The organism is Streptomyces jumonjinensis, assembly GCF_009600885.1.
Classification (GTDB): Bacteria; Actinomycetota; Actinomycetes; order Streptomycetales; family Streptomycetaceae; genus Streptomyces; species Streptomyces jumonjinensis.
Genome location: NZ_VCLA01000066.1, coordinates 55,484 through 70,663, shown reverse-complemented (window position 1 = coordinate 70,663; position 15,180 = coordinate 55,484). Strand labels below are relative to the sequence as shown.

Here is a 15,180-nt window from a genome sequence, read left to right as displayed (position 1 = left end):
AGGGCACCCGCCCTGGGGCGGGTGCCCGCCACAGCCCCGATGCCCCGGCCCCGGGGTGCGGCGGTGGGGTGCCCGGACTCCGCCGGGTCACCGACCTCGGTGACCGGCAGAAGCCCGGGAGACCCCGCGCATGCCCGCAGAGCCGCCGGGGAGAAGCGCCTGGGCAGGCGGGACTCCGCCGAGGGCCCTGCCCAGGTCCTCCGGGGAGATCGGCGGCCGGGCCTCGCCAGGGGTGCCCCCGGCTCGCGGGCTCACGGGCTCGCGGGCTGGGGGAGAGGCACCGGGCGGACGGCGCGGCCGGGGAAACGGCCGAGGACGGTCAGCCGTTGCGCGGGCCGGGGAAGGCGCCCGGGCGGGCCTCCTCGCGCAGGGGGCCCGCGGTGACCGGGGGCTGAGGCGGCATCGCCCGCGCCGCCGGGACCGCCGCCGGAAGGCCGGGCCCCGGCAGGGTGCGGGTCGCCCCCTGCTCGACGACGCGGTCATCGCCGGCCACCGCCGGCTGGGCCGCTCTGCGGGCGCCGTACCGGCGGTGCACCGCCTGCTTGGTCACCCCGAGCGCCGAGCCCACCGCGTCCCACGAGAAGCCCAGCGAGCGGTCGAAGTCCACCGCCGCCGTCACCAGCGTCTCGACGCTGTCCCGCAGCTCCTGTGCGAGTCGGACCGTCGGGGCAGGGGCCCTGCCGTAGACGACGAAGCCCGTGGAGGGCCCGGAACGGCGCGGGCGGTAGACATTGCCCAGCTGGGCGGTGAGCGTGCGCAGTGCGTCCACCTGTCGGCGGACCCGCTCGATGTCCCGCACCAACAAGTGCAGACTCGCCCGGGCTTGGGCGTCGTGGGTTGCGTGGTCGGCCATTGGGAAGCCTCTCGAACCGGCGTTGGCAGGGGGTCGGGCCGCATGGCATCGGGTCGGCCCGCTTCGGTCAATCTCTCTTGACCAACGCGTCACCCGCCGATGTGGTCACGCTCCAGGGGCGTAAGCGCATATTCACAGGGCGCGCGGGCTTCCGTACGCCCCCTGTGGTGATCGCCCATAGACTGGGTCGCCGCCCGGCATCCGTACGCCGCCGGCCCACCCGGCGCGCGTCGCCCGCTCACCGAACCCACCCAGCCTGAGAGGCACTCAGCACCGATGAAGCTCGTCTTCGCAGGCACCCCCGAGGTCGCCGTACCCGCCCTGGACGCCCTGATCGCCTCCGGCCGGCACGAGGTCGCCGCCGTCGTCACCCGCCCCGACGCGCCCGCCGGACGCGGTCGGCGGCTGGTCGCCAGCCCCGTCGCCCAGCGCGCCGAAGAGGCCGGGATCGAGGTGCTCAAGCCCGCCAAGCCGCGCGACGAGGACTTCCTCGCCCGGCTGCGGGAGATCGCCCCGGACTGCTGCCCGGTCGTCGCGTACGGCGCGCTGCTGCCCAGGACGGCCCTCGACGTGCCCGCGCACGGCTGGGTCAATCTGCACTTCTCGCTGCTGCCCGCCTGGCGCGGGGCCGCGCCCGTGCAGCACGCCGTGCTCGCCGGGGACGAGCTGACGGGGGCCGCGACCTTCCTGATCGAGGAGGGGCTGGACTCGGGCCCGGTCTACGGCGTGATCACCGAGCGGGTCCGCCCCACCGACACCAGCGGCGACCTGCTGACCCGGCTCGCCTTCGCCGGGGCCGGACTGCTCTCCGCCACCATGGACGGCATCGAGGACGGGACCCTCAAGGCCGTTCCGCAGCCCGCCGACGGCGTATCGCTCGCGCCGAAGATCAGCGTCGAGGACGCCCGGGTCGACTGGCACGCCCCGGCCCTGCGCGTCGACCGGGTCGTCCGCGGCTGCACCCCCGCCCCCGGCGCGTGGACGGAGTTCCGCGGCGAGCGGCTGAAGCTGGTCTCCGTACGGCTGGACCCGGAGCGCGCCGGTCTCGCCCCCGGCGAGCTCGTCGTGGGCAAGAAGGACGTGTACGCGGGCACCGGATCGCACGCCGTCGAGCTGCTCTGGGTCCAGCCCCAGGGCAAGAAGCCGATGAGCGCGGCCGACTGGGCGCGCGGTGTGCGGATCGCCCCGGGCGAGCGCCTGGGCATCTCTCAGTAGCGGCCCCAGCCGGTCCCCAGCAGCGGCCCCGCGCGCGGCGGCACCCGCCCGTCAGGCCGCCCGGGCCTTCACCCGGTGATACCTCCCCGGCACGGTCCCCTGCCCCGGCCCCTCCCGGCCCCCTCCCGGGCCGCGGCACGGCACCGGGGGCGCCCGCCCGGGAGGGGGGACTACGCTGGCAGGGTTCGGACCCTTTCACAGCGGAGCACCTTTGAACGACCAGGCACGCGCCAATAGGCCCCGCCGACCCCACAAGCCCTACCGCCGCCCGCAGAAGGACCCCGTGCGGGTGCTCGCCTTCGAGGCGCTGCGAGCCGTCGACGAGCGTGACGCGTACGCGAATCTCGTCCTGCCGCCGCTGCTGAGGAAGGCGCGGGAACAGGGCGGCTTCGACGCCCGCGACGCGGCCCTCGCCACCGAGCTGGTGTACGGCACGCTCCGCCGCCAGGGCACCTATGACGCGATCGTCGCGGCCTGTATCGACCGGCCGCTGCGCGAGGTCGATCCGCCGGTGCTCGATGTGCTCTCGCTGGGCGCGCATCAGCTGCTGGGGACCCGCATCCCCACCCACGCCGCGGTCTCCGCGAGCGTGGACCTGGCCCGCGTGGTGCTCGGCGACGGGCGTGCCAAGTTCGTCAACGCCGTCCTGCGCAGAGTCGCGCAGGACGACCTCGACACCTGGGTGGCGCGGGTCGCGCCGCCGTACGAGGCGGACGCGGAGGACCATCTCGCGGTCGTGCACTCGCATCCCCGGTGGATCGTCACCGCGCTCTGGGACGCGCTGGGCGGCGGCCGGGCGGGGATCGAGGATCTGCTGGAGGCCGACAACGAGCGCCCCGAGGTCACCCTCGTCGCCCGTCCCGGCCGTTCCACCGCCGATGAGCTGCTCGACGCTCTCGGCGAGGAGTCCGCGCTGCCGGGCCGCTGGTCGCCCTATGCCGTACGTCTCACCGAGGGCGGCGAACCCGGCGCGGTGGAGGCGGTCGCGCAGGGCCGGGCCGGAGTCCAGGACGAGGGCAGCCAGCTGGTCGCCCTCGCCCTCGCCAACGCTCCGCTGGAGGGCCCAGACGCCCGCTGGCTCGACGGCTGCGCCGGCCCCGGCGGCAAGGCGGCCCTGCTGGCGGCGCTCGCGGCGCAGCGGGGCGCCTCGCTGCTCGCCTCCGAGAAGCAGCCGCACCGCGCCCGGCTGGTGGCGCGGGCGCTCACCGGGAACCCCGGGCCGTATCAGGTCATCGCCGCGGACGGCACCCGCCCGCCGTGGCTGCCGGGCGTGTTCGACCGCGTCCTGGTGGATGTGCCCTGCTCCGGGCTCGGGGCCCTGCGCCGCCGCCCGGAGGCGCGCTGGCGCCGTCGTCCGGAGGACCTGGAGGGCTTCGCGCCGCTCCAGCGCTCGCTGCTGCGCGAGGCGCTGAGCGCGGTACGGGTCGGCGGCGTGGTGGGGTACGCGACCTGCTCGCCGCATCTCGCCGAGACCCGGGTGGTCGTGGACGACGTCCTGCGCGGACGGGGCGGCCCGCCCGTCGCGGCGGAGTGGGTGGACGCCCGGCCGCTGATGCCGGGGGTGCCCGCGCTGGGAGAGGGGCCCGACGTCCAGCTCTGGCCGCATCTGCACGGGACGGACGCGATGTATCTCGCCTTGCTGAGGCGCACCGCTTGAGACGCGGCCGTACGGCCCGCTTGAGAGGCGGCCGTACAGCGCGGAACTGCTCCGCGAAGCCGCCGGGCCGGGCCGGGGAGACGCCCGCGGGGCATGTCACCAGGCCCGGCCCGACCGGCGGAGACGTGCGGCCGGGCCGGCGCCGACGGCCCCGTATCCGCTGTCTCACCTCCTCAGCAGTGGGGGAAATGCGGTATTTGCATGGACTCTGCTCCCGCGGAATCATGTTGGTCCGTACCGGATACCCCGCCTGGGCGGGGAAGCGCCCCGGAACATGGCAGGCTTGGGCCATGGCCGTACAGATCAATCCGAGCATCCTCTCCGCCGACTTCTCCCGCCTGGCGGAAGAGGCCAAGGCCGTCGAGGGCGCCGACTGGCTCCATGTCGATGTGATGGACAACCACTTCGTCCCCAATCTGACGCTGGGCGTGCCGGTCGTGGAGTCGCTCAGCCGGGCGACGGATATCCCGCTGGACTGCCATCTGATGATCGACGATCCCGATCGCTGGGCGCCGCAGTACGTCGAAGCGGGGGCCGGATCGGTCACCTTCCACGCCGAGGCCGCCGCGGCGCCCGTACGGCTGGCGCGCGAGATCCGCGCCAAGGGCGCGCGCGCCTCGATGGCGCTCAAGCCGGCCACCCCGATCGAGCCCTACGAGGATCTGCTCCCCGAGCTCGACATGCTGCTGATCATGACCGTGGAGCCCGGCTTCGGTGGTCAGGCGTTTCTCGACATCATGCTGCCGAAGATCCGCCGCACCCGGGAGCTGATCGCCAAGCACGGCCTCGAACTCTGGCTCCAGGTGGACGGCGGGGTCTCGGAAGCCACCATCGAGCGCTGCGCCGAGGCGGGCGCGGACGTGTTCGTCGCCGGCTCCGCCGTCTACAGCGCGAGCGACCCCGCACAGGCGGTCGGCTCGCTGCGCGACAAGGCCGCGCGGACCATCGCCACGGCGGGCTGGGCATGCCATCACTGAGAGAGCCGTAGGTGCGCACACTGAGCCACCGCGCACCCGGCCACTGAGCCATAAGCAACTGAACTCGGCCCATCGGGGCTGATCAACATCCAGCGGATCTGACAGGATGACGGATCCGTAGTGTGAACAGCAGTGAGGAGATCGCGGTGTCGACGGGCCGGTCAGCTGCGCGAATGGGACCCGCGGAGCTGGTGCAGGCGGCGGCCATGGCCCGCCGCTTCTATCTAGAGGGCAAGTCCAAGATCCAGATCGCGGAGGAGTTCGGCGTCAGCCGCTTCAAGGTCGCACGGGTCCTGGAGACGGCGCTGGAGCGTGATCTCGTACGCATCGAGATCCGCGTCCCCGCCGAACTGGACGCCGAGCGCTCGGACGCGCTGCGCGCGCACTTCGGGCTGCGGCACGCGGTCGTCGTCGAGTCGCCGGCGGAGGCCGAGGAGTCGCCCGACCCGGAGAACCTGGGCGAGGTGGCCGCCGATCTGCTCGGCGAGCTGGTCAACGAGGGCGATGTGCTCGGGCTGGCCTGGGGCCGGTCCACCATTCACATGGCCGCAGCCCTCGACCGGCTGCCACCGTGCACGGTGGTCCAGCTCACCGGGGTGTACGACGCCGGGACCGCCGAGCGCGGCTCGGTGGAGGCCGTCCGGCGTGCCGCCCAGGTGTCCGGCGGCGACGCGCACCCCATCTACGCGCCGATGCTGCTGCCCGACGCGGCGACCGCCGCGGCGCTGCGCAACCAGACCGGTATCGCCCGCGCCTTCGAGTACTTCGACAAGGTCACCGTCGCGGCCGTCTCCATCGGCTCCTGGGAGCCGGGCATCTCGACGGTCTACGACATGCTCAGCGAAGAGGAGCGCGCGCGGTACGCCTCGTACGGCGTCGCCGCCGAGATGTCCGCGCATCTCTTCGACCGGGACGGCCGCCGGGTCGGCCGTGATCTGGGCGAGCGGTGCATCACGGTGGAGGCCGACCGGCTGCGCCGTATCCCCGAGGTCGTCGCGATCGCGGGTGGAGCGCGCAAGGCGGAGGCGATCGGGGCCGTACTGCGGTCGGGCCTGGTCACCAGCCTGGTGACGGACACGGCGGCGGCCGACCAGCTGCTCTCGGGGCCCGCGGGCCCGCGCCCGGCGCTGGACCGGACGGACCCCGACGACTGACCCGGCGATCCACGGCCGCCGCCGGTCCCCGACAGGGCGCAGGCGGCGGCCGTGGACCGACCGGCTGCGCCGTACCCCGGTGCCGAGCCGCCCCGGAGCGTCACAGCGCCGCCGACGCCGCCGAATGAGGCGAGCGGCAGGCGGAGACGGCCCCCGGGGAGGGCAGCCAGGAAGCGAGCGGCTCATAGCCGCTCAGTACATCGGAGCACTGCCGGACGGCGACGTCGCAGAAGGCGTCGGCCGCGCCGGAACCGGCCTGGCAGTAGGGGGAGAGAAAGCTGATCTCGTAGTCCGCCGCCGCCAGCGCCAGCCGATCCGTCCCCCGGTGCGCCGCCCGGCCCAGCTGGAGCCAGACCGACCCGATGGGGAGATGGGGCAGCAGATAAGGGACGACCGCCTCGTCCAGAATGCGCGGGTCGCGGAATGCCGTGACGGTGATGTCGGTCCGCGCCAGCCGGGAGGCCCACTCGCCGCGGGCGGCGCTCACTTCGGCGCATTCCGCGGCCGCGCGGCCGTCGCATTCCCCGGGAAGAATCCAGGTCTGGGCGGGTACCCCCGCGATGAACAGCCCGTACGAGATGCGATGGGCATCGGGAGCGGAGCCGAGTACGGCTGCCCGGTGGAATAACATATCGGCGACCTCGTCGGAATACAGAGAACCATTCTTGAGCGGGTATCGCGGTGGGGCGTTTCCGAGGGCTTCGGAACACCCCGCTCGTCCGGGCGGTTTCGGGCATCCGGTGGATGCCGCACCCGCCGCACCCGCCGAACCCGTAACGAAAACCGGCTGCCGGAGAACGCGCGCACCACCTTTCGCGCCGGGCCCGGACCGATGAACGGATCCTGAAGCGCCGGTCAACAATTCTTTACCCTACGCGCTCCCGCCCGGACGGCGCAGGCGTCGCGGAAGGAATGTACGCGTCCTGGGCCGCGGCCCACAGGCACCGGCCCTCATCCGCCCCGGCGGAGCGTGCGAGGGGCCGCGCCGGAGTTCCGAACGGGCGCTTCACCACCGCGATGAGACGGCTCGTCAGCACTTCTTGACCGGCTCCGTCCGCCGCGCGGATACTTCTGCGGTCGGGTTCTCCGCGGGCGGCGGCGCGGGAATCGGCCGACCGCGTCCGCGGTCCGCACCGCTCAGTGCGCGCGGTCAGGGAGGTCCCCAGCGCATGACGGATCCGTCCGGCGCGATGGACGCGATGGAGCTGCCCCGGCGTGTGGCGGCACGGCTCAATCTGCTCTTCGAAGCGGTCCGGCCCGCGGCCCTCCAGCGGCCGTGGACCAGCGAGGAGGCCGCCGAGCGCGCCGGAGTCGACCTCGGCTATGTCGAAGCCCTGCGCGCGGGCACGCTCCCGCCCCCGGAGGTGGACCCGCCGATCGACCAGGGGCAGCGCGAGAAGCTGTTCGCCCAGCGCCTCGACTGTCTGTTCCGGACCCGGCTGTCCCCCCGGACGGGGAAACGGGTCACCCAGACCGAAGTGGCCCAGGCGCTCCAGACCAACAAACAGCATGTCGGGAATCTCCGTAACGGGAAGAACAACCCGTCGATCGTGCTCGCCCAGAAATACGCCGACTTCTTCGAGGTCGACGTCGGCTATTTCTGCGCGGACCCGCTCAGCGCGGTCGCCGCCTGCTTCGGGCACGCGAAGGAAGTCCTCGTCCTGGCGGACGACGACCCCTATGTCGTCCGGGCCACCGCCGATCTCCGGCTGCTGCGGGCCATGGCGGACCGGCGCGTCCGGAAGGTGGTCGGACGGCTCGTCGACCGTTACGAGGCGTCCGCCGGGGACCCCGCCGGGGAGCCAGGAGCCGACCCCGGCGCGGACCCGGACGCCGACCCCGCCGGGTCCGGCTCGCCGCCGCCCGGGCCCCGCGGATGAGCCGGCCGGAGGCCCGCCCGTCGCCCGTCGCCCGCCGTCCGCCGTCCATCGCCCACGCACTCGCCCGCCCGCACCGGGCGAGCGCCCGCCTTTGGAGGATCCGCTTGCCGCCCCGCCCCGGAGCTGGAGCTTTCTCCCACCGCCCGCACGGCCCGCCCCATGGGACAATGAAGTACGTGCGATTTCCCCGGCTGAGATGCCCGGGGGCCAACTCCGATCGACTGGGATGTTCAGCACGTGCGTTTCCTCAATGATCTGAAGCCGCCGTACGACCTCACGTATGACGACGTCTTCATGGTGCCGCGCCACTCGGCCGTGGGTTCCCGCCAGGGCGTCGACCTCTCGTCCCGCGATGGCTCCGGCACCACCATCCCGCTGGTCGTCGCCAATATGACCGCCATCGCGGGCCGCCGGATGGCCGAGACGCTCGCCCGCCGCGGCGGTCTGGTCGTCATCCCGCAGGACATCCCGATCGAGGTCGTGACCGACGTCGTCTCCTGGGTCAAGACCCGCCATCTGGTCCTCGACACCCCGATCGTGCTCGCCCCCCACCAGACCGTCGCCGACGCGCTGGCCCTGCTGCCCAAGCGGGCGCCTGCCGCGGGCGTCGTGGTGGACGCCGACCACCGGCCGATCGGCGTCGTCACCGACGCCGATCTGACCGGAGTGGACCGCTTCACCCAGCTGACCGAGGTCATGTCCACGGATCTGCTCCTCCTGGACGCAGACATCGACCCGCGTGACGCCTTCAACACACTCGACACCGCCAACCGGCGGTACGCCCCCGCCGTCGACGAGGACGGCCGGCTCGCCGGAATCCTCACCCGCAAGGGCGCGCTGCGCGCGACCCTCTACACCCCGGCCGTCGACGACCGGGGCAGGCTGCGGATCGCCGCCGCCGTGGGGATCAACGGCAATGTGGCGGGCAAGGCGAAGCAACTGCTCGACGCGGGCGTCGACACCCTGGTCGTGGACACCGCCCACGGCCACCAGGAGTCGATGATCTCCGCGGTCAAGGCCGTCCGGGGGCTCGACCCGGACGTCCCGATCGTGGCGGGCAACATCGTCGCCGCCGAGGGCGTACGCGATCTGATCGAGGCAGGCGCCGACATCATCAAGGTCGGCGTGGGCCCCGGCGCCATGTGCACCACCCGGATGATGACCGGAGTGGGCCGCCCCCAGTTCTCGGCGGTCCTGGAGTGCGCCGCCGAGGCGAAGAAGTACGGGAAGCACGTCTGGGCGGACGGCGGCGTACGCCACCCGCGCGATGTGGCCATGGCGCTCGCCGCCGGCGCGTCCAACGTCATGATCGGCTCATGGTTCGCCGGTACCTACGAGTCGCCGGGCGACCTTCAGCAGACCGCGGACGGACGCCTGTACAAGGAGTCCTTCGGCATGGCGTCCGCGCGTGCCGTCCGCAACCGCACCAGCGAGGAATCGGCGTACGACCGGGCCCGTAAGGCGCTCTTCGAGGAGGGCATCTCCACCTCGCGGATGTTCCTCGACCCGACCCGCCCCGGTGTGGAGGACCTGGTCGACTCCATCATCGCGGGCGTCCGCTCCTCCTGCACCTACGCGGGCGCGGGCTCCCTGGAGGAGTTCGCCGAGCGGGCGATCGTCGGCGTCCAGAGCGCCGCCGGATACGCCGAGGGCAAGCCCCTGCACGCCAGCTGGAACTGACCCGCCGTAACACTCCCACGCCGTCCGGCCCCGGAAATCCTGGGCCGGACGGCGTGTTTCTGCGCCGACTCGTCTTTTCCCCGGCATGGAAGGCATGAGCCTGGGTAGGCGCGCGCTGCACTGACCACGGAGCAGGGGAGGACTGAGTGTCCACGGCGAGCCAGGTCGCGACCGGACTCACACAGCCTGGAACACGGTGCCCGAGCACGGAGCTGAACCTTCCGGAAGTGCCTGATCCAGGAGCGGTCGCTCCCCGGGACGCCCGCGAGATCTCACGGATCTTCTTCTCCCGGCTGGCGACGCTGGAGGAGGGCACGAGCGACCACCAGTATGTGCGGAACACCCTCATCGAGCTGAATCTGGCGCTGGTGAAGTACGCGGCGGGCCGCTTCCGCAACCGGTCCGAACAGATGGAGGACATCATCCAGGTCGGCACCATCGGCCTGATCAAGGCGATCGACCGGTTCGAGCTCAGCCGCGAGGTGGAGTTCGTGACCTTCGCCGTTCCGTACATCGTCGGAGAGATCAAACGGTTCTTCCGGGACACCAGCTGGGCGGTCCATGTGCCGCGCAGGCTCCAGGAGCTGCGGATCGATCTGGCCAAGGCGACCGATGAGCTCTCCCAGCGGCTGGATCGCTCGCCGACCATGCGGGAGCTCGCCGAGCACCTCGGGATCGACGAGCAGGAGGTCATCGAGGGCGTCGTCGCCAGCAACGGCTACACCGCCGGCTCGATCGACCTGCCCATGGACGACTCCTCCGACCACAGCTCGACCCCGCTCTCCGACCGGCTGGGCGCACCGGACGCCGATCTGGAGATCGCCGAGAACGTCCAGGCGCTCAAGCCGCTCATCGAGGAGCTGGACGAACGGGACCGCAGGATTCTGCGGATGCGGTTCGGCGCGGAGCTGACCCAGTCGGAGATCGGCGCGGAGCTGGGAGTCTCCCAGATGCATGTCTCCCGGCTGCTGACCCGGATCACCACGCGGCTGCGCGAGGGTCTGCTCGCGGTCGGATGAGCCGGGGCGGACCGCCGCCGGAGCGCTCCAGCAGCGGGCTCAGGGCGCCGGTGACCGCGTCGGCCAGCAGGGCGTGACCCTCGTCGTCGGGATGGATCCCATCGGCCAGCTGCCCGGGGCCGAGCACATCGCGCCCCGGCAGCAGGGCCAGCAGGGAATCCTCCCGGGCCCGTTCGGCGACGGCCCGCTCCAGCGCGGAGCGCAGCTCGGCGAGGGTGGCCCCGAGCCGGTTGGGAGCGTGCTCGGCCGCCGGTCGCAGCACCGGGGAGACCATCAGCAGCGGGACGCCCGGATGCCCCTGCCGTACGACGGTGAGGAACGCCCGGACCGTCTCGTACAGCAGGGGCGGTGAGCACGGCACCTTGGACCAGCAGTTGGTGCCGAAGGCGAGGGTCAGCACGTCGGCGGGCAGGGCCGCGAGCTGTTCGGCGATGGCGAGCTCGCCGTGGGCGGTGCCCGCATAGCCCAGATTGACGGTGTCCAGGGCGAGGCGGCGGCCCGCCGTCGCGGGCCAGGAACGGGCCGGGCGGGTGGACCACCAGCCCTCCGTGATGGAGTCGCCGTGCACCAGCCAGCGCGGCCGGGCCGGTGCGGGGGCGACCGGGCCGCCCACGGCGCGCAGCCCCAGAACGACCGGTGCGCGGGGTTCGGGGAGATAGACGGTGAACCGTCCGCGCGCGCCGGTGGGCAGCGGGATGGTCACCGCGGCCTCCGCCGCCGGTTCGGCGAGGGTCTCCGAGAGGCAGCGGTCCGACTGCCACAGGGCGAAACAGTCCGGGAGCAGGTCGGGACCGGTCATCGCGGCGCGGTACCGGAGCCGGACCGCGCGGGCGCCCCCGGCGGTGAACTCCAGCCGTACGCCGGTCGGCAGCACCGCGCGATCCCAGGTGTCCCGGGGCAGCCGGCCCCGGTCCGCGGGGTCGGCGCGCACCGGCCGGCCTTCGTCGAGCCAGGCCACGCCGTGCAGAAACGGACGGGGATCGAGCCAGGTCACGAGCGCCTCCACAGGGGGATGGGGAGAGATCGGCGGACCGCGGCACCGTGCAGCAGAACGGATCATGTGTCAAGGGGGCCCCTTCAAGCCCTTGAGGCCGCTGAGCTGCTGAATCGCTGAGCTGCTGGGTCGCTGAACTGCTGGTCGCCGGGTCGCCGGCGAGCAGGGAAAGCATGCCGTGGGCGGGCCGGCCGCCACCGCCGGGGCCGGTGGCGTTCACCCGTACGCACCCGCTGTCGAGCGCCGGTACGAGGAGGGGCTTCGGGGCGGTCCGGACCGCCCGTGCGTTCGTGTTCTACTGCTTCTACTGCGGTGACGGCATCGCGCCGCATCCCATCCACCGGCCCCGGCAGAGAAGTGATCCACCCGCAGTGCGACTCAACGACCTCGACGAACGCATCGTCCACGCTCTCGCGGAGGACGCCCGCCGCTCCTACGCCGACATCGGCTCGCTGGTGGGTCTGTCCGCCCCCGCCGTGAAGCGGAGGGTGGACCGGCTGCGCTCCGTGGGCGCGATCACCGGTTTCACCGTACGGGTCGACCCGGCCGCGCTCGGCTGGGAGACCGAGGGGTTCATCGAGCTCTACTGCCGCAGCAACACCTCGCCGGAAGCCATCGAGCGCGGGCTCAAGCGCTATCCGGAGATCGCTTCCGCCTCCACCGTCACCGGCGAGGCGGACGCCATCCTTCAGGTCTTCGCCGCCGACATGCGCCACTTCGAGCGGGTGCTGGAGCGGATCGCGGGGGAGCCCTTCGTGGAGCGCACCAAATCGGTGCTGGTGCTCTCACCGCTGCTGAGGCGCTTCTCCTCGGGCTCACCTGCCTGAGCTACGAGCTCTGAGCCACGAGCCCTGAGCCACGAGCTCTGAGTCCCGAGCTCTGAGTCCCGAGCCACGCGCCACGCGCCCTGAGTCCCGGCTCCACGCACGGGTGAAAACGCCCGTCCCACGGTCTGAGCGGGGCTTCGCGCAATGAATCGCCATGACCGGCGAGGATCACGCAATAAATCGCTCATCAGCGCGCAACGGTCGCGCCTTGTCCGCACCTGAGCCCGGACCGTACCGTTTTGAACGTCTTCCCCGTCCCTTACGCCCCGCAATCATCCGCCGAGGTCAGCCATGCCATCGCTGCGCACCACCCTGCTCCAGAGCTCCGGCCGGCCGGGGTCGGTCGCCAGGAATCTCGCGGCGCTCGACGAGGCCGCCGCGCGGGCCGCGGCAGCCGGCGCGGGTCTGCTGGTGACCCCGGAGATGTTTCTGACCGGGTACGCGATCGGGGACCGGGTGCCCGAGCTGGCGGAGGCGGCCGATGGGCCGGCCGCCGGTGCCGTCGCCGAGATCGCCGTACGCCATGGCCTCGCCATCGTGTACGGATACCCCGAGCGGGACACGGTGGACGGCGGCGAGCGGATCTTCAACTCCGCGCAGCTGATCGGCCCCGGCGGCGACCGGCTCGCCAACTACCGCAAGACCCATCTCTTCGGCTGCTTCGAGCAGCGCTGGTTCACCCCGGGCGAGCAGCCGGTCGTCCAGGCCGAGCTGGACGGCGTCCGGATCGGGATGCTGATCTGCTACGACGTGGAGTTCCCGGAGAACGTGCGGGCGCATGCGCTGGCCGGTACGGATCTGCTGCTGGTGCCGACCGCGCAGATGCACCCCTTCCAGTTCGTCGCCGAGTCGCTGGTCCCGGTGCGGGCCTTCGAGAGCCAGATGTACATCGCCTATGTCAACCGGACCGGCCCCGAGGGGGAGTTCGAATTCATCGGGCTGAGCTGTCTCGCCGGGCCCGACGGTCTGGCGCGGGTGCGGGCGGGCCGCGGTGAGGATCTGGTCACCGGCGAGGTGGACCCGGAGTTCCTCGGCGGGTCACGGGCGGCCAATCCCTATCTGAGCGACCGCCGCCCCGGGCTGTACGCCTCGCTGACCGCCCCGCTCCCCAGGGACCGCTGAGCGCGCATCCGCCGCCGGTCCCTCTTTCTTCTCTTTTTTCTCGTGCAAGGAGTCCGCACCCCATGACGTCCACGGTGCCCACCGCCGTCCAGCACACCGACGCGCAGCCGCCGATCACCATGTTCGGCCCGGACTTCCCCTTCGCGTACGACGACTTCCTGGCCCATCCCGCGGGCCTCGGGCAGATCCCCGCGACCGAGCACGGCACCGAGGTCGCGGTCATCGGCGGCGGGCTCTCCGGTCTGGTCACCGCGTATGAGCTGATGAAGATGGGGCTCAAGCCGGTCGTCTACGAGGCGGACCGCATCGGCGGACGGCTCCGTACGGTGGGCTTCGACGGCTGCGGCGCGGCGGGCGAGGGGGGCGCGCTCACCGCCGAGATGGGCGCGATGCGCTTTCCGCCGTCCTCGACCGCGCTTCAGCACTACATCGATCTGGTGGGGCTGACCACCACGCCGTTCCCCAATCCGCTCGCCCCGGGAACCCCCTCGACCGTGGTCGACCTCAAGGGCGAGACGCACTACGCCGAGACCATCGACGACCTTCCCCAGGTCTACCGCGATGTGATGGACGCGTGGAACGCCGTTCTGGAGGAGGGCGCCGACTTCTCCGAGATGAACCGCGCCATGCGCGAGCGCGATGTGCCGCGTATCCGGGAGATCTGGGCGCGGCTGGTGGAGAAGCTGGACAACCAGACGTTCTACGGGTTCCTCTGCGACTCCGAGTCGTTCAAGTCCTTCCGGCACCGGGAGATCTTCGGTCAGGTCGGCTTCGGCACGGGCGGCTGGGACACCGACTTCCCCAACTCGATCCTGGAGATCCTGCGGGTGGTGTACTCCGAGGCGGACGATCACCACCGGGGCATCGTCGAGGGGAGCCAGCAGCTGCCGCTGCGGCTGTGGGAGCGGGAGCCCGCGAAGATCGTTCACTGGCCGCTGGGCACCTCGCTCTCCTCGCTGCACGGCGGAGCGCCGAAGCCCGCCGTGACCCGGCTCAACCGCACCGCCGGGAACCGGATCACGGTCACCGACGCCTCGGGGGACATCCGGACCTATCAGGCGGCCGTGTTCACCGCCCAGTCCTGGATGCTGCTCTCCAAGATCGCCTGCGATGACTCGCTCTTCCCGATCGACCACTGGACCGCGATCGAGCGCACCCACTACATGGAGTCGTCCAAGCTCTTCGTCCCGGTCGACCGGCCGTTCTGGCTGGACAAGGACGAGACGACCGGGCGGGACGCCATGTCGATGACGCTCACCGACCGGATGACCCGGGGCACCTATCTGCTGGACAACGGCCCCGACGCGCCGGCCGTCATCTGCCTCTCGTACACCTGGTGCGACGACAGCCTCAAATGGCTGCCGCTGTCGGCCAACGAGCGGATGGAGGTCATGCTGAACTCGCTCGGCGAGATCTATCCGAAGGTCGACATCCGCAGCCACATCATCGGCAACCCGGTCACCGTGTCCTGGGAGAACGAGCCGTACTTCATGGGCGCGTTCAAGGCGAATCTGCCCGGTCACTACCGCTATCAGCGGCGGCTGTTCACCCACTTCATGCAGGACCGGCTGCCCGCGGAGAAGCGGGGCATCTTCCTGGCGGGCGACGACATCTCCTGGACGGCGGGCTGGGCGGAGGGCGCGGTGCAGACCGCGCTGAACGCGGTGTGGGGTGTGATGAGCCAGCTCGGTGGAGCGACCGATCCGACCAACCCGGGTCCGGGCGATGTGTACGACGAGATCGCCCCGGTCGAGCTGCCGGAGGACTGAGCCACCTGGCGGCCCTCACCGGGCGGCGCGGCC

The 15,180-nt window shown here is 72.1% G+C and carries 13 protein-coding genes; 10 read left to right on the top strand and 3 right to left on the bottom strand.

The genetic code is table 11. The features are described from left to right. Window positions 1-319: 319 nt before the first annotated feature. Complete coding sequence (locus tag FF041_RS08385; protein ID WP_153483837.1) at window positions 320-853, bottom strand: hypothetical protein; 534 nt, start codon at window positions 851-853, stop codon at window positions 320-322. Between the two features lie 276 nt (window positions 854-1,129). On the opposite strand from FF041_RS08385, the gene fmt reads away from it, so the two are divergent. The 4 genes from fmt (at window position 1,130) to FF041_RS08365 (ending at window position 5,856) form a co-directional block, all read left to right on the top strand. Further along, window positions 1,130-2,068, top strand: a complete 939-nt coding sequence (fmt, locus tag FF041_RS08380) for a methionyl-tRNA formyltransferase (RefSeq protein ID WP_153483836.1) — start codon at window positions 1,130-1,132, stop codon at window positions 2,066-2,068. A gap of 211 nt (window positions 2,069-2,279) precedes the next feature. Then, window positions 2,280-3,725, top strand: coding sequence for an RsmB/NOP family class I SAM-dependent RNA methyltransferase (locus FF041_RS08375; protein ID WP_153521695.1), 1,446 nt, complete (start codon window positions 2,280-2,282; stop codon window positions 3,723-3,725). A 290-nt stretch (window positions 3,726-4,015) separates the two neighbouring features. Next, complete coding sequence (gene rpe, locus FF041_RS08370) at window positions 4,016-4,702, top strand: ribulose-phosphate 3-epimerase (protein WP_153483834.1); 687 nt, start codon at window positions 4,016-4,018, stop codon at window positions 4,700-4,702. Between the two features lie 122 nt (window positions 4,703-4,824). Further along, on the top strand, window positions 4,825-5,856 hold the full coding sequence (locus FF041_RS08365; RefSeq protein WP_323391449.1) for a sugar-binding transcriptional regulator: 1,032 nt from the start codon (window positions 4,825-4,827) through the stop codon (window positions 5,854-5,856). Window positions 5,857-5,956: 100 nt separating this feature from the next. Here the strand turns inward: FF041_RS08365 and FF041_RS08360 are convergent, their stop codons facing one another. After that, window positions 5,957-6,487 carry a hypothetical protein gene (locus FF041_RS08360; protein ID WP_153521694.1) on the bottom strand — a complete coding sequence of 177 codons (531 nt, stop codon included), beginning with the start codon at window positions 6,485-6,487 and terminating at the stop codon, window positions 5,957-5,959. A 538-nt stretch (window positions 6,488-7,025) separates the two neighbouring features. On the opposite strand from FF041_RS08360, the gene FF041_RS08355 reads away from it, so the two are divergent. The 3 genes from FF041_RS08355 to FF041_RS08345 all read left to right on the top strand — a co-directional run bounded on the left by FF041_RS08355 (window position 7,026) and on the right by FF041_RS08345 (window position 10,435). Continuing rightward, window positions 7,026-7,736 carry a helix-turn-helix transcriptional regulator gene (locus FF041_RS08355; protein WP_153521693.1) on the top strand — a complete coding sequence of 237 codons (711 nt, stop codon included), beginning with the start codon at window positions 7,026-7,028 and terminating at the stop codon, window positions 7,734-7,736. Window positions 7,737-7,973: 237 nt separating this feature from the next. Further along, window positions 7,974-9,416 carry a GuaB1 family IMP dehydrogenase-related protein gene (locus FF041_RS08350; protein ID WP_323391448.1) on the top strand — a complete coding sequence of 481 codons (1,443 nt, stop codon included), beginning with the start codon at window positions 7,974-7,976 and terminating at the stop codon, window positions 9,414-9,416. Window positions 9,417-9,562: 146 nt separating this feature from the next. Further along, window positions 9,563-10,435 (top strand): RNA polymerase sigma factor SigF, encoded by an 873-nt coding sequence (locus FF041_RS08345; protein ID WP_323391447.1) that lies wholly within the window; start codon window positions 9,563-9,565, stop codon window positions 10,433-10,435. Here FF041_RS08345 and FF041_RS08340 read toward each other — a convergent pair. Beyond that, the gene (locus FF041_RS08340) at window positions 10,395-11,429 is read right to left on the bottom strand and encodes a GDSL-type esterase/lipase family protein (RefSeq protein ID WP_323391446.1); all 1,035 of its coding nucleotides are present in this window, start codon (window positions 11,427-11,429) and stop codon (window positions 10,395-10,397) included. The genes FF041_RS08345 and FF041_RS08340 overlap by 41 nt on opposite strands. A 371-nt stretch (window positions 11,430-11,800) precedes the next feature. On the opposite strand from FF041_RS08340, the gene FF041_RS08335 reads away from it, so the two are divergent. The 3 genes from FF041_RS08335 to FF041_RS08325 all read left to right on the top strand — a co-directional run bounded on the left by FF041_RS08335 (window position 11,801) and on the right by FF041_RS08325 (window position 15,147). After that, window positions 11,801-12,256, top strand: coding sequence for an Lrp/AsnC family transcriptional regulator (locus FF041_RS08335; protein WP_323371727.1), 456 nt, complete (start codon window positions 11,801-11,803; stop codon window positions 12,254-12,256). Window positions 12,257-12,547: 291 nt separating this feature from the next. Continuing rightward, window positions 12,548-13,378 (top strand): carbon-nitrogen hydrolase family protein, encoded by an 831-nt coding sequence (locus FF041_RS08330; RefSeq protein WP_153521691.1) that lies wholly within the window; start codon window positions 12,548-12,550, stop codon window positions 13,376-13,378. Window positions 13,379-13,440: 62 nt separating this feature from the next. Further along, entirely contained in the window at window positions 13,441-15,147 is a 1,707-nt protein-coding gene (locus tag FF041_RS08325; protein WP_153521690.1) for a flavin monoamine oxidase family protein, read from the top strand. Window positions 15,148-15,180 lie beyond the last annotated feature (33 nt).

Bases quoted from the DNA above. Each gene is read 5' to 3' on its own strand.
- FF041_RS08385 (WP_153483837.1), bottom strand. From the start codon at position 853: ATGGCCGACCACGCAACCCACGACGCCCAAGCCCGGGCGAGTCTGCAC.
- fmt (WP_153483836.1), top strand. From the start codon at position 1,130: ATGAAGCTCGTCTTCGCAGGCACCCCCGAGGTCGCCGTACCCGCCCTG.
- rpe (WP_153483834.1), top strand. From the start codon at position 4,016: ATGGCCGTACAGATCAATCCGAGCATCCTCTCCGCCGACTTCTCCCGC.
- FF041_RS08360 (WP_153521694.1), bottom strand. From the start codon at position 6,487: ATGTTATTCCACCGGGCAGCCGTACTCGGCTCCGCTCCCGATGCCCAT.
- FF041_RS08355 (WP_153521693.1), top strand. From the start codon at position 7,026: ATGACGGATCCGTCCGGCGCGATGGACGCGATGGAGCTGCCCCGGCGT.
- FF041_RS08330 (WP_153521691.1), top strand. From the start codon at position 12,548: ATGCCATCGCTGCGCACCACCCTGCTCCAGAGCTCCGGCCGGCCGGGG.
- FF041_RS08325 (WP_153521690.1), top strand. From the start codon at position 13,441: ATGACGTCCACGGTGCCCACCGCCGTCCAGCACACCGACGCGCAGCCG.